11 protein-coding genes are annotated in these 12968 nt (G+C 60.9%); 7 read left to right on the forward strand and 4 right to left on the reverse strand.

From position 1 onward, the window contains the following. Nucleotides 1-66: 66 nt before the first annotated feature. Nucleotides 67-1140 (forward strand): pyruvate dehydrogenase (acetyl-transferring) E1 component subunit alpha, encoded by a 1074-nt coding sequence (gene pdhA / locus FHS92_RS00870; RefSeq protein ID WP_184076639.1) that lies wholly within the window; start codon nt 67-69, stop codon nt 1138-1140. After that, nucleotides 1140-2537, forward strand: coding sequence for a pyruvate dehydrogenase complex E1 component subunit beta (locus FHS92_RS00875; RefSeq protein WP_184076641.1), 1398 nt, complete (start codon nt 1140-1142; stop codon nt 2535-2537). Before pdhA ends, FHS92_RS00875 begins: the two co-directional genes overlap by 1 nt. A 25-nt stretch (nt 2538-2562) precedes the next feature. Here the strand turns inward: FHS92_RS00875 and FHS92_RS00880 are convergent, their stop codons facing one another. From FHS92_RS00880 to FHS92_RS00890, 3 genes are read right to left on the reverse strand one after another with little or no spacing between them, the layout of a single operon-like run. Beyond that, the gene (locus tag FHS92_RS00880) at nt 2563-3282 is read right to left on the reverse strand and encodes a TadE/TadG family type IV pilus assembly protein (protein WP_184076643.1); all 720 of its coding nucleotides are present in this window, start codon (nt 3280-3282) and stop codon (nt 2563-2565) included. After that, nucleotides 3279-3884 carry a TadE/TadG family type IV pilus assembly protein gene (locus FHS92_RS00885; protein ID WP_184076645.1) on the reverse strand — a complete coding sequence of 202 codons (606 nt, stop codon included), beginning with the start codon at nt 3882-3884 and terminating at the stop codon, nt 3279-3281. Before FHS92_RS00885 ends, FHS92_RS00880 begins: the two co-directional genes overlap by 4 nt. 7 nt (nt 3885-3891) lie before the next feature. Then, on the reverse strand, nt 3892-6114 hold the full coding sequence (locus FHS92_RS00890; protein WP_184076647.1) for a pilus assembly protein TadG-related protein: 2223 nt from the start codon (nt 6112-6114) through the stop codon (nt 3892-3894). A 230-nt stretch (nt 6115-6344) separates the two neighbouring features. On the opposite strand from FHS92_RS00890, the gene FHS92_RS00895 reads away from it, so the two are divergent. Together FHS92_RS00895 and FHS92_RS00900 are read left to right on the forward strand one after the other, a co-directional pair. Further along, on the forward strand, nt 6345-6977 hold the full coding sequence (locus FHS92_RS00895; protein WP_221230842.1) for a squalene/phytoene synthase family protein: 633 nt from the start codon (nt 6345-6347) through the stop codon (nt 6975-6977). A 43-nt stretch (nt 6978-7020) separates the two neighbouring features. Then, nucleotides 7021-7491, forward strand: coding sequence for an EF-hand domain-containing protein (locus tag FHS92_RS00900; protein WP_184076652.1), 471 nt, complete (start codon nt 7021-7023; stop codon nt 7489-7491). Between the two features lie 6 nt (nt 7492-7497). On the opposite strand, the gene trmFO is transcribed toward FHS92_RS00900, so the two are convergent. Further along, nucleotides 7498-8847, reverse strand: a complete 1350-nt coding sequence (trmFO, locus tag FHS92_RS00905) for a methylenetetrahydrofolate--tRNA-(uracil(54)-C(5))-methyltransferase (FADH(2)-oxidizing) TrmFO (protein WP_184076654.1) — start codon at nt 8845-8847, stop codon at nt 7498-7500. Between the two features lie 277 nt (nt 8848-9124). Between trmFO and FHS92_RS00910 the strand changes: the two genes are divergently transcribed. The 3 genes from FHS92_RS00910 (at nt 9125) to FHS92_RS00920 (ending at nt 12952) form a co-directional block, all read left to right on the forward strand. Continuing rightward, nucleotides 9125-9763 (forward strand): PEPxxWA-CTERM sorting domain-containing protein, encoded by a 639-nt coding sequence (locus FHS92_RS00910; protein ID WP_184076656.1) that lies wholly within the window; start codon nt 9125-9127, stop codon nt 9761-9763. A 173-nt stretch (nt 9764-9936) separates the two neighbouring features. Further along, nucleotides 9937-11235, forward strand: a complete 1299-nt coding sequence (locus FHS92_RS00915; RefSeq protein ID WP_184076658.1) for an NRAMP family divalent metal transporter — start codon at nt 9937-9939, stop codon at nt 11233-11235. A gap of 172 nt (nt 11236-11407) precedes the next feature. Next, nucleotides 11408-12952, forward strand: a complete 1545-nt coding sequence (locus FHS92_RS00920; RefSeq protein WP_184076660.1) for a lipopolysaccharide biosynthesis protein — start codon at nt 11408-11410, stop codon at nt 12950-12952. Nucleotides 12953-12968 lie beyond the last annotated feature (16 nt).

A 12968-nucleotide genomic window follows, 5' to 3' on the forward strand; every position in this document is an offset into this window, starting at 1 on the left:
GGATTTTTGGCGGTGGGCTGATAATGGGGACGTTCCTCCCCATGAAAACCACGAAGGGTTCCTCCTTTGGCCAAATCCACCACACCGCGCACAGCCAAGCCTAAAACGGCGGCAGGCGCGTCTGCGGGCGGCGATCATAACCGCCCCGTTCCCGATACTCCGCAGGACTATAAGGCGAGCAAGGACGAGTTGCTCGAGTTCTACCGCCAGATGGTGCTCATCCGCCGGTTTGAAGAGAAAGCGGGCCAGCTTTACGGCCTCGGTCTGATTGGCGGCTTCTGCCACCTCTATATCGGTCAGGAAGCCGTGGCCGTCGGTATCCAGTCCGCTCTGGAACCGGGCAAGGACAGCGTGATCACCGGCTATCGCGACCATGGCCATATGCTCGCCTATGGGATCGATCCCAATGTCATCATGGCCGAACTGACCGGTCGGGAGGCGGGCATTTCCCGCGGCAAGGGCGGGTCGATGCACATGTTCAGCGTCGACCACAAGTTCTACGGCGGCCATGGCATCGTCGGCGCGCAGGTCGGGCTGGGCACGGGGCTGGGCTTCGCGCATAAATATCGCGGCGATGGCGGCGTGTGTGTCGCCTATTTCGGCGACGGCGCCAGCAACCAGGGCCAGGTGTACGAGAGCTTCAACATGGCAGAGCTGTGGAAGCTGCCGATCATTTTCGTGATCGAGAACAACCAGTATGCCATGGGCACGTCAGTGAACCGCTCGTCGGCGGAGGATCTGCTCTACCGGCGTGGCGAAAGCTTTCGCATTCCCGGACTCCAGGTCAACGGCATGGATGTGCTGGCGGTGCGCGGCGCCACCGAAGAAGCGCTCAAATGGGTGCGCGGGGGCAACGGGCCAATCTTGCTGGAAATGAAAACCTACAGGTATCGCGGCCACTCCATGTCCGATCCGGCGAAGTACCGCTCGCGTGAGGAAGTGCAGGAAATGCGCGATAAATCCGACCCGATCGAGGGCGTGAAGAAATATCTTGAAGCTGCTGGCGTGTCTGCCGACGAGCTCAAATCCATCGATCAGTCCATCCGCAAGATCGTAACCGAAAGCGCTGATTTCGCGGAATCATCGCCCGAGCCCGATCCGTCCGAACTGTATACCGACGTGCTGGTGGAGCAATATTGATGGCAATTGAAATCAAGATGCCGGCGCTGTCCCCCACGATGGAAGAGGGAACGCTGGCGAAGTGGCTGGTCAAGGCTGGCGATGATGTGAAATCGGGCGACCTGCTCGCCGAGATTGAAACCGACAAGGCGACGATGGAATTCGAAGCGGTCGACGAGGGCGTGATCGGCGAGATTCTGGTGCCCGAAGGCGCAGAGGGCGTGAAGGTCGGCACCGTCATCGCGACGATGCAGGGTGAGGCAGGGGGGGCAGGGGCGGCAGAGGCCGCGTCCCCGCCCGCGCCCGCTGCGAAGGAGAGCGCGCCACCCGCCGCTCCTGAAGCGGCTCCCGCGCCGAAGAAGGCGGAATCCGGCACAGCAAATCTTGCCAGCGAGGCGAAGGCCGTGACCGATCCGACGATCCCGGATGGCACGAAACTGGTCAAGCTCACGGTACGCGAGGCGCTGCGCGACGCGATGGCCGAGGAAATGCGCGCTGACGACCGGGTGTTCGTGATGGGCGAGGAAGTCGCCGAGTATCAGGGCGCGTACAAGGTGACCCAGGGCTTGCTGGAGGAATTCGGCGCCCGTCGGGTCATCGATACGCCGATTACGGAATATGGCTTTGCCGGTGTCGGCACGGGCGCGGCGATGGGCGGATTGCGCCCGATCGTCGAGTTCATGACGTTCAACTTCGCGATGCAGGCGATCGACCACATCATCAACTCTGCCGCAAAGACCAACTATATGTCGGGCGGCCAGATGCGCTGCCCCATCGTGTTCCGCGGCCCCAACGGCGCGGCGAGCCGTGTGGGCGCGCAGCATAGCCAGAATTACGCGCCCTGGTACGCCAGCGTGCCGGGCCTGATCGTCATCTCGCCCTATGATGCGGCCGACGCCAAGGGCCTGCTGAAGGCGGCGATCCGCAGCCAGGACCCGGTGGTGTTCCTGGAAAACGAGCTGCTCTATGGCCGCAGCTTCGACGTCCCGGAGATCGACGACTTCGTCCTGCCGATCGGCAAGGCGCGGATCATGCGGCCGGGTAAGGATGTGACGCTGGTGAGCTACTCAATCGGCGTCGGCCTTGCGCTCGAAGCGGCGGAGACGCTGGCGGGTGACGGGATCGACGCGGAGGTCATCGACCTGCGCACGCTGCGCCCGCTCGATACCGCGACGGTGCTCGAAAGCCTGAAAAAGACCAACCGCATCGTGGTGGTCGAGGAAGGCTGGCCGACCTGCTCGATCGCGAGCGAGCTAGCCGCGGTGGTGATGGAACAGGGTTTCGACGACCTCGACGCGCCGCTGCTGCGCGTCACGAACGAAGACGTGCCGTTGCCCTATGCCGCCAATCTCGAGAAAGCGGCGCTGATTGACAGCGCGCGCGTAATCGCGGCGGCGAAGAAGGTGTGTTACCGCTGATGGAGCTGGCCGGGCTTCGGTCCGGTCAGGTGCAGGTCGAGACGGGTGCGCCCGCCGTGTTGTCGAGGGTGGTGTTGCGATCGTCGCGCACCACCATCGCCGCGACGGAATCGAAATTGCGATAGGTCATCAGGCCGAACATGCCCGATCGCAGGACCGGGAAAAGCGGTTCGTAGCGATAGTGGACTTCCACGAACATGATGGAGGTGCCCGTCGGTGCTGTAACTTGCCGCCCCGCCGGACCCATGCCGTCGAGATTGTCGTCGCCCTCCTCACCATATTGGGGTGTGTAGTCGGTGGCGAGACCGTAGCAGCGCTGCCAGTGGATGTAATTCTTCCCGGCGTTAACCGGGTCGGGTTCCAGGCTGGAAATGATGATCCGGGCCTTGTTCTTGACCTGGGTCGTGTTGTCCGCCTGCTTCTCCGTATAGGTTCCGTTGATATTGAGGTTGCCCGCCTGTGCGAGCGCACCCTGCAATATGTCGTTGACCTGCGCTTCCGTAATGACCTTCACCTGGCTCGGGTCGCCTGTGCCGATACGTGCGGAGTTATCCGCCACCTGAAGCGCGAGCGACGACAGCCGCATGGCCGTGATCGAATAGTTGGCCAACTCGCCGCCCGCGCAGATCAGCAGCAGCATGATGGGCGTCACATAGGCGAATTCCACGAGCGCGAGGCCACTGGTGTCGCGGCGCAGGCGGCGCAGGGTACGCATGACGCGGCGAGGAGCGATGGTGCTCCTCATGGGCAATCCAGTTGCGGGATCGCGCCGCTCGCTTGCTCACCGTAGGGCTGGTTTGCAAGCAGCGTGGTTGCGGTGATGGTTACATTGGGTGAGGCGCCGACCAGCGTCGCCACGGGAAAGAGTCGCGGATAGGTGGTGGAGACGCTGTAGACGACGGCGTCCTTTGCTCCGCCTTGGCCGTTAGCGCCGCCATCCGAATCATACGAACCGCTGAAGTTGCGGTCGAAATATTTCTCGCCCGGGCTGCATACGCCATCGCCGCCCACGTCCTCCGGCGTCTTCGCTGCAGCGGTTGTAAAATCATGATAATAATTTCGGGTAATCTGGATGTCGTTGTCGGTTAGACTTTTATTGAGGTCTTTGACAGCCGCGCGTACCTCCGCGTCGAGTTCATCCTGCTTGGCGGCGCTGGTCCCCGTCTCTAGCGACGAATTTCGTGCCGCCTTCTGCACGATCCCTTGCATCACGGCCTGCGTATAGAGGGTGTGGCCCATGTCGAAGCCGCCCATCAGCAGCGTCAGAAACGCGGTGCTGACTACGGCAAATTCCACTGCCGCCGCGCCCTTTTCATCCTGTTTCAGTGCAGGCCAGAATTTCTTCATACCCACCTCAGCCCGTCAGTCTCAGGTTGGCGATACGGTCGGCGATCTCGCGGAACTTTTTGATCAACTGCGTGGTGTCGGCTGCCGAGAAAAAATAGGCATCCCCAGAGGAGCATTCCTTCAGACGATTATTCGTATCGACGTTTGCGCCGTTTCCGTACGAAATCACCCATAGAGTGATGTTTTTGTTCTTGATTGCTTTGCACAGGGCTTTGGAGCGCGCATTATTGTTAGCTTCCATTTGGGCGGCAGTCACGTCGGTGTTAAATTGACGTTGGTCCCACCAATCAATGCCATAGCTGGTATAGTTGTTGGGTGTGTTCGCCGTGTCACCGTCCGTCATGAAGATCATGTGCCGGGTAATCTGCGCGCCGCCGGGCGTCGTTTCATTTTCGCTGCGGAAAATGCCGTCGGGCCACATCAGCCGCGCACCCCAGAGCAGGCCAATGTCGTGATAGGTGTTGCCGTTAGGCGTAAGGCTGTTGATATAGGCTTTGAAGTTGGCCGCACCCGCATCGTCGGGATAGGCAGCGAGCTTGCGCGAGGCGGCGACACAGCTGTTGGACGATAGGTTACGATTCGAAGAAATCGCGCCCGTAACGTTGTTATGCGTCCAGCCACCGCTCCAGTTTCCAGAGCTGTCCAGCGTGGTCTGCCGACCCCATACGGCAGCGTGAAGGGCCGGTTTCCAGCGAGTGTTGTCGTCCGCGATCGACGGCGTCATCTTGATATCCATGTCTGTCGCGTCGCCTGGTGTCGAGGGGTTGTTTGTCCAGCCAATAGGCCAGTCGTCGGAACCGTCGCCATCGGTGTTCTTGAAGGTATGCCGTTCCTCGATGCAGCCGTTCCAGGCAACCGAGGTGTTGGCGACCTGCCGGATGGACGTCGATGTGTTCGATCCAGAGAGCTTGACAGAGGTCGCGCTAGACTGGCCGATCGGCAGCGAAACGCTGCTACCCCAGCTGCTGTCGCCCAGTTTCAGGGAGGATACGGTGAACGTGACCGGCTTGTACGTCCAGTCGACAATGCGGTTGTAGGGGGTCCAGTTGATCGGCTTAGACGCGGTGCCGGTTTGCGTCTGGGTGTATTTGTGCGCGTTGCTCGCAGTGTTTGCATTAGCGCTTTCGAGCCAGCAACTCGTCGTCGAACCATTTTTAAACCAGCGGTAGCGAAAGCCCTTTGACACTGTCGTGGTCCGTGTCCGGCTGACATTCTGGTTCTGCGCCGTTGCTGGGTATACAGGAGGATCATTATCAGACGGAGTGTAGGTGGGGGTCGCCGGCGTTCCGTATGATTCGGTTATGCCTACCAACTTGTTATGGCTGCCATACTGATTGAGCAGATCGCAGGTCGCGGAATTGACCGATGTGTTTTGCTTAGGATAGCTGAGTAGGTCAGCCAGCGTCGTGTTCGCAGCCGAAACGACCGTGTATGTGCTGCCGTACGAGGACGGGTCGGAGTAGCCGTCGGGTGTGGCGCTCCACGCCCCATAGTTCGGCGTTGTGGCCGTTCCCAGTGTCCAGGCCCAAACCTGTTCTGTGTTTGCGACGCGCGACTGATAAGTGGCGCTGTCGACCATATAGTCGTTGGGCAGCAATTTGCCGACATTGACCATATGGTCGTAGTTTACGAAACCGAAGCGCAGCTGCACTTGAGACGACAGGCCGCCGCTGGGATCCGCATCGGTGCCGCACTCATCGTGGGTCACGTCGTCAATATTGCGTTTCGCCAGCGCCTCATAGAAGCATTTGATCGCGAGGCGCAGTCCGACGATCTTGGTCCGGCCGGTGGTGTCTCCAGGAATGACCTGGCTCATCGACCCGGAGTTATCGAGCACGAACATCACGTCCGTATTGGGAATACGCATCTGCCCGTCACAGGTCACCGTGATAGTCTTGGTCGGCTTGTCGAACAGCCGCATCAGGGTCATGGGCACAGCTACGGTGGCCGTGCCCGTCACAGTGCCATCGCTTTCGGTAAAACTGCGCGTCGGCGCGTCCGACCCGAATGTTCCGCTCGGGAAGTTGAGGTCGAAGGTTTTCAGTGCAACGGTGTTGGCAAGGCCGCTGTTATCGCTCCACTGGCCGGTGCCCATGGTGCGGCGTCCCGCGAGTGCGCCCGCGTCGCAGCCCGCCTGTAGGCGCGACTTGACGGCGTAAACGCGACCCATGTCGACCGCTGCGCCGATCAGGCCCATCATTGGGAATATGGCTGCGGCGGTCATCGCCATGACGTTGCCGCTCTGGCTGCGGGCCAGACGGGCAAGAAATCCCTTTTGAGCGATCTTCGTTCGTGCCATTCGCGAGTTCCATTTCCCACCGCGCGGCCGATTGCATAAGCTGGACAGACATGCCCCGTATCCGCGATATGCCACGGAACCGCGCGTGGAACTTAGGCGGATCGGGTTAACAAAAGGTTAGAAGGACAGCCGTGCGGGACAGTTTCAAGAGCTTGACGCCATTGGATTGGCTCGTTGCCGCGGCCGCCCGGCGTAACCCGCTGATGTTACGACGGATCTTTGCTCTGGACCGGAAATGCGGACGCATCGTGCTTTCAGTACGCGAGCCGATCATCGGGCAGATGCGCCTCGCGTGGTGGCGGGATGTGTTGCGCGACGGGACAAAGGGGCGAGGAGAACCGCTCGCCGATGCGTTGCGCAGCGCGTCGGCGTTTCCCGCATGTGAGGACCACCTCGTGCGTATCGTCGACGGCTGGGAGGAACTTTGTGTGGCGGGAGACAGCGGAGAGGGCTGGGAAGAGGCGGTCACGGCCTTCGCGCGGTTGCGGGGGGGCGGGCTGTTCGGCGCAGTCGGAGCCGCCGAGGAAGCGATAGGGCCCCAGAATGAGAAGGCCGGCGCGGCGTGGGCGCTCTGGGATCTGGCCGGGCAGCTCGGACCGGGCGAGCGGCGGGATATTGTGCTTCGGCAGGCCGCCTCGTTCGCTTTGTCCGCGGACGGTCGTGCATTGCCCCGCCCGACCCGCATTCTTGCGCTGTTGAGCCATAAGGATGTTGCGCGCGGCCGCCCAAGCCCGTCGCATATGACGCCGGGTCTCTACGCGAGGGTGCTGCGTGCGCAATTTCTGGGTCGCTAAAGGCGGTGAGCAAGGGTAGAAAACGGGGCAGGGGAGTATGGCAATGGGACGCTTTGTTGCGGGAGTGATCGCGTGTTTGCTGCTGGTAACCGGCGGGCTGCTGTGGTGGCAGACCCGCGCGGACAGCGCGCGCCCGTTTCCCCGCCCGCTATCGGCCATCAGCGCGGCTGATGAGCTTCTGCCGGAAGGGACGGAAAACGCGTTCGGGGCACCACCGCCTCTGCTGCCCGAAGCACGGCCGCAGGATCGGGAGGCGCGGCGCTTCGGACGCTATGATCGCAATCGCGATGGAACCATCACCCGCACGGAGATGTTGTCGTCCCGGACGAAAGATTTCAAGAAGCTCGACGCTGACGGAAACAATCTGCTCTCGTTCGAGGAATGGGCTGTGGCGACGGCCGATCGTTTCGACGGCGCGGATGTTAACCGCGACGGCAAACTGACGCCTGCAGAATTTGCCATAACGGCACCGAAGCGGTCGGCAAAGCCCCACTGCAAATGCAGCGGGTCGTGAAGGAGTTCAGGCGGTCTCCAGCAAACCTTGCGCTCTGATCCACTCGCTGAAATCCGTCCGCGCCCGAGCCGTGTAGGCTTCCTTGCGCTGGTTTTTGCGGACCTTCCCCTCTGGAGGCGGGAACAGCCCGAAATTGACGTTCATCGGCTGGAACGTTTCCGCATCGGCCCCGCCCGTTACATGGGACAGGAGCGCGCCCATTGCCGTCGTCACCGGTGGCGGGGCAAGGGGACGACCGGTCAGCTCGGCGATGGCGAACCGCGCGGCGAGAAGGCCGATCGCGCTGCTCTCGACATAGCCTTCGCACCCCGTCATCTGTCCCGCAAAACGGATATGGGGCGCGGATTTGAGGCGCAGCGTCGGATCGAGCAGCTTGGGGCTCTGGATGAACGTGTTGCGGTGAAGACCGCCCAGTCGGGCAAATTCCGCCCGTTCCAGCCCGGGGATCGTGCGGAACAGCTCGACCTGCGCCCCGTGCTTGAGCTTGGTCTGGAAGCCAACCATGTTCCATAACGTGCCCAACGCGTTGTCCTGACGCAACTGAACCACGGCATAGGGCCAACGGCCGGTGCGCGGATTGTCCAGCCCCACGGGTTTCATCGGGCCGTGGCGTAGTGTCTCCGTACCGCGCGACGCCATGACCTCAATGGGCATGCACCCTTCGAAATAGGGCGTGTCCTTCTCCCATTGTTTAAACTCGGTTTTCTCGCCGTCGAGCAGGCCCTGAACGAAGGCGTCATATTGGGCCTTGTCCATCGGACAGTTGATATAGTCCTTGCCGTCGCCGTCCGGGCCGACCTTGTCCCAGCGTGATTGCATCCAGCAAATGCTCATGTCGACGCTGTCACGGTACACGATAGGCGCGATGGCATCGAAAAAGGCGAGCGCATCCATCCCCGTTGCCGCGCCAATCGTTTCGGCCAAGGGCGCTGCGGTGAGGGGCCCCGTCGCGACGATCGTTGGGCCGGAAAGGGGTAGCGTATCGACACGCTCCCGCACGATCGTGATCCCGGGATGAGCGGATAAAGCCTGGGTAACCCGGGCGGAAAAGATATCACGGTCGACCGCGAGGGCTGATCCGGCCGGCACACGCGCCTCATGCGCCTGGGCCATTACAAGTGAGTCGAGGTCGCGCATTTCCTGGTGCAGCAGTCCGACGGCGTTTTTGGTAGCGTCATCCGAACGAAAACTGTTGGAGCAGACCAGTTCGGCGAGGCTGTCGGTCTGGTGAGCGGGGGTCATTTCACCCGATCCGCGCATCTCCGAAAGGCGTACAGAAAAGCCTGCACGGGCCAATTGCCACGCCGCTTCCGATCCCGCTAGTCCGCCACCGATAATGTGTATGTGATGATCCATGTTTGCCGCCGTTAATGCGTTGCAGCATGAAAAGCGAGGGGCTTTGGTAAACGATGCTGCAACGCACAAAACCAAAAAGGTTCCATATGCATTTCGTCCCCTTTTGGGGGCAGACTGTCCCACAAAAGGACATAGTTAACCGATTCTTTATGGACACATCTCCCTTTTCCGGTAGTTTTAGAGCCTAACCGGCCATTGATTAACGAGCCGACGTCGCGTTCATTGAGGGCCCACAGGCGTTCGTAAGTTAAAAAGCCAGCAATTCTGGAGATTGAGTATGAAGAAATTTTTTGCAGTTGCTCTGTTGAGTTCTGCGGCAGTGGTGGCTCCGGCGCACGCTGCTCTGGTGGTTGGCTATACGGGCGGTGCGTCCGCGCAACCGGTCGGAACGACCGTCATTCAGAACTTCGATGCACTGGCTCCGGGCTCGTCGCTCGGCACCAATGCAACGGTGTACGATACGAATGTGTCGGGCCAGGCAGCCCGTCCGGCTTTCGACAGCACGGGCGGTTTTGGAACGGTGCTGACCGGCGGCGTCTACGAGATCAACTTTGCAGCATCGACGCTGTTCTCTTTCGTGCTGGGTTCGCTTGACCAGTACAACTCGCTTGAGTTGCTCTTTTCGAGCGGTCCTTCGACCCTTTTGTCGGGTAGCCAGATTGTAAATGGTCTGGGTGTTGCTTCCGGTAGCCAGACCAGCATCGGTTCGAATGGTCGCGTAAACTATTCGGTCGAAGCGGGCGATCCGTCGATCATCGGTGCGATCTTTCGGTCTGGCGGCAATTCGTTCGAATTTGATAACCTTGCGACCAATGCTGTTCCTGAGCCCACGACGTGGGCGATGATGCTGGCTGGTTTCGGCGCCATGGGTGTTGCCCTGCGTCGCCGCCGCCGTGTTGCGGTCAGTTTCGCCTGAATCCCTGTTCAGGTGAGCGGAATGGGCGTCGGTCTGCGGACCGGCGCCTCTTTTTTTGTGATGAAGGGTGTAATTCAGCGCGCATCGCTACGATCGCAACTGTGTAGGACTAAACGCTAGTCTCTTGTGCCGGCGCCATTGCAGCGCGTCGACGCGCGTGCCACTCTCGTGTCATGAACAGCCCCGCATCGACCAGTGACAACGGGCCGTCCCGCGTCCGCTTGTTCTTGAAGTCGCTCGGACCTGGGCTGATTACCGGCGCCGCGGATGATGATCCCAGCGGTATCGGCACACACAGCCAGATCGGCGCGGAATTCGGCTATGGCCTTGCCTGGACGTTCGTCCTGAGTTTCCCGCTGATGGTCGTGATTCAGCAGATTGCGGCGGAGATCGGACGGGTGACGGGCGCGGGCATCGCGCGCAATCTGCGGCGTCATTACCCACGCCCGGTGCTGTGGACGATGGTGTCGCTGCTGCTGGTGGCCAACATCGTTAATTTGGGCGCGGACCTCAGTGCAATGGGGGCGGCGCTCGAACTTCTTGTCGGCGGCAATCCTGGCCTTTACACCTTGTTGTTCGGCATCATGTGCGTCGTCCTCGAGGTGGTGCTGAACTACCCCCGCTACGCGTCGATCCTTAAATGGACGACGCTTACGCTCTTTACTTATGTGGCCGTTGTGGTGGTCGCTCATGTCCCCTGGCTTCATGCGATCCGGTCGTTGGTGGTTCCCGAAATCCAGCTTAATGTGGCCTATGCCACGGCCTTCGTCGCGATCTTGGGTACCACGATCAGCCCCTATCTCTTTTTCTGGCAGGCCGGACAGGAGATCGAGGAACAGCATCGCCATCACGCCAAGCCTCTCTGTCTGACGCCCCGGACGGCGGGGCCGGAATTGCGGCGCATCCAGGTGGATACGCTGACGGGCATGGCGTTCAGCACGATCATCTCGCTCGCTATCGTGTTTGCGACGGCGGCAACACTGAACGCCAGTGGCGTGCACAACATTACGACATCGTCGCAGGCGGCCGAAGCGCTGCGGCCGATCGCCGGTCCGTTTGCCTTCGCGATGTTCGCCGTCGGCATCATCGGAACCGGGTTGCTCGCGGTTCCCGTACTCGCTGGGTCGGCGGCCTATGCGGTGACGGAGATGGCGGGGATCGCCGGAAGCCTCGATGCCAAGCCGCTCTCTGCCCGGCTGTTTTACGGGACCATTGCTGCCACGACGCTGGCGGGGGCATCTCTCAATGTCATCGGCATCGATCCGGCGCGGGCACTCTACTGGGCGGCAGTTGTCAATGGCGTGCTGGCAGGACCGCTGATGGTCATGATGATGATGATCGTTGCCAACCCGCGCGCGATGGGGCGATTGACGGCCTCGCGCAGGCAGCGCGCGTGGGGCTGGGGAGCGACGCTGGTGATGATCACCGCTTCTGTGCTGTTTCTAGTGTTCGTTGCGAAAGGTGCAGCGTAATGGAGATATGCCCAGTGCAGTGCCAACATGCATTATTCTGCGCGGCAGCGGGAGGGCTTTGGTAAATTCCATTGTGTTTGCAACGCAACACGAATAGCGCCGTGACCAACGCCCAGACAGCGCTAAGGTGCGCGCTGCTTCAGGTTGATGGTACTCTTTGAGCAGGTCTTTGATGAAGCCCTTCCTGACCCGCGACGAACGCAATGCCCGGGTGCTCAACGCCTCGACGGAAGGCGGCGGCTGGGGAAAGCGCGCCGTACGCGGCGGCGTTATTTCGATATCGGCACAGGTCGTCCGCATGGTCATTGCGATTGGCGGAACGGCAGTTCTCTCTCGCTTACTGGGACCGTCCGATTTCGGGCTGATCGCCATGGCGGGCACGATTACGAGTTTTGTAAGCATGTTCGCCGACATGGGCCTTTCGACCTCCACCGTTCAGCGGCCCAGTATCGGACAGACATGGGTCAGCACGCTCATGTTTATCAATATCGGGATCGGGTTGGCACTCATGGCGGTGACAATGGCGGTGGCGCCGGTTGCGGCCTGGGTGTTCAGCGACCCGCGCGTGACGTTAATCACCATGGCGCTGGCCGTTGCCCTGCCGATAACGGCCGCGGGGGCGCAACACAACGCGCTGCTGTCGCGCAGCATGAACTGGTTCGCCATCCAATGCGCGTCCATCGTCGGGCAGCTCATCGGCCTGATCACTGCGATCCTGTTCATCAGCTTCACCAGTATCGGCTATTGGGGCCTCGTGATGCAGGCGGTGATAGGGGCCTTGATATCCACCTTTTTGTCGTGGCGCTTCTGCGACTGGCGGCCTAGTTGGACGCTTGACTGGAGCATGGCCCGGCAGGAAGTGAGCATGGGCGTCGGGATTACCGGGAACGGTATCAACAATTATTTTCAGAGGCAGCTCGACAATGGTCTGATCGGCTGGTGGTGGGGCGCCCGGGAACTGGGATTTTACAGCCGCGGTTATAATCTTTTCTACACCTTGCAGCTCTTTGCCAGTCTGCCGATCGCGATGGTGCTGATGCCTCTGCTGAGCCGGTCGCAGCACGACGCTGACTATTGGAAGCGCAATGTGCTCGATGCGGCTGCCGTGGCATCGATGGGGAACGGGCTGGTCGCGGCGGTGTTCACCTGCCTGTCAGTAGCCATGGTTCATTTCCTGCTGGGCCCCGGCTGGGATAAATCGGGCATGGTAATCCTGTATCTGGCGCCCTCGATCATGCTGTTCAACACGTCCGTGCTGAACGCCGTTTTCATGGCGCGGCGGGATATGAGGGGCCTCCTATGGTCCGGGGCGATCACGACGGCCCTTTTCGCGGTCGCGTTCCTTGTTTCGCTGCGTTTCGGCGTTGTCGCGATGGCGGCTGCCTACTCGGTCGTGATGCTGGTGACGCTTCCGATCAGCGTCTATCTAGCGTTCAGGGCCGATGTGGTGCGCCAGCGTGATTATTATCGGGTGGTGTTGCCTTTCGTGCTGTGCGGTGTGGTGACGATCGCAGTCTACATGCGCTTCGTCCCCGATCCGCTTGGCGCGATCGGGTTTGTACAGATTGTCCTGCGGGGTATGGGGCTAGGAGCATTTTATTGCGCGCTGGCATTGGCGGTTTTCTGGTTCGATCCGGTGCTGGCTCCCTTGAAGGCACGGGTGATGGGGTACCTGAAGCATTGGCAACTTCCGGCGTGGGCGCGGAGGAGCATATGAAGCTATTGTCTGGAAG

Origin of the sequence: Sphingobium subterraneum (genome assembly GCF_014199435.1) — a bacterium.
In the GTDB taxonomy this organism is placed as follows: domain Bacteria; phylum Pseudomonadota; class Alphaproteobacteria; order Sphingomonadales; family Sphingomonadaceae; genus Sphingobium; species Sphingobium subterraneum.

What these genes read in the sequence shown, in the direction of transcription:
- FHS92_RS00875 (WP_184076641.1), top strand. Translation starts at nt 1,140, where the DNA reads ATGGCAATTGAAATCAAGATGCCGGCGCTGTCCCCCACGATGGAAGAG.
- FHS92_RS00880 (WP_184076643.1), bottom strand. Translation starts at nt 3,282, where the DNA reads ATGAGGAGCACCATCGCTCCTCGCCGCGTCATGCGTACCCTGCGCCGC.
- FHS92_RS00885 (WP_184076645.1), bottom strand. Translation starts at nt 3,884, where the DNA reads ATGAAGAAATTCTGGCCTGCACTGAAACAGGATGAAAAGGGCGCGGCG.
- FHS92_RS00890 (WP_184076647.1), bottom strand. Translation starts at nt 6,114, where the DNA reads ATGGCGATGACCGCCGCAGCCATATTCCCAATGATGGGCCTGATCGGC.
- FHS92_RS00900 (WP_184076652.1), top strand. Translation starts at nt 7,021, where the DNA reads ATGGGACGCTTTGTTGCGGGAGTGATCGCGTGTTTGCTGCTGGTAACC.
- trmFO (WP_184076654.1), bottom strand. Translation starts at nt 8,847, where the DNA reads ATGGATCATCACATACACATTATCGGTGGCGGACTAGCGGGATCGGAA.
- FHS92_RS00910 (WP_184076656.1), top strand. Translation starts at nt 9,125, where the DNA reads ATGAAGAAATTTTTTGCAGTTGCTCTGTTGAGTTCTGCGGCAGTGGTG.
- FHS92_RS00915 (WP_184076658.1), top strand. Translation starts at nt 9,937, where the DNA reads ATGAACAGCCCCGCATCGACCAGTGACAACGGGCCGTCCCGCGTCCGC.
- FHS92_RS00920 (WP_184076660.1), top strand. Translation starts at nt 11,408, where the DNA reads ATGAAGCCCTTCCTGACCCGCGACGAACGCAATGCCCGGGTGCTCAAC.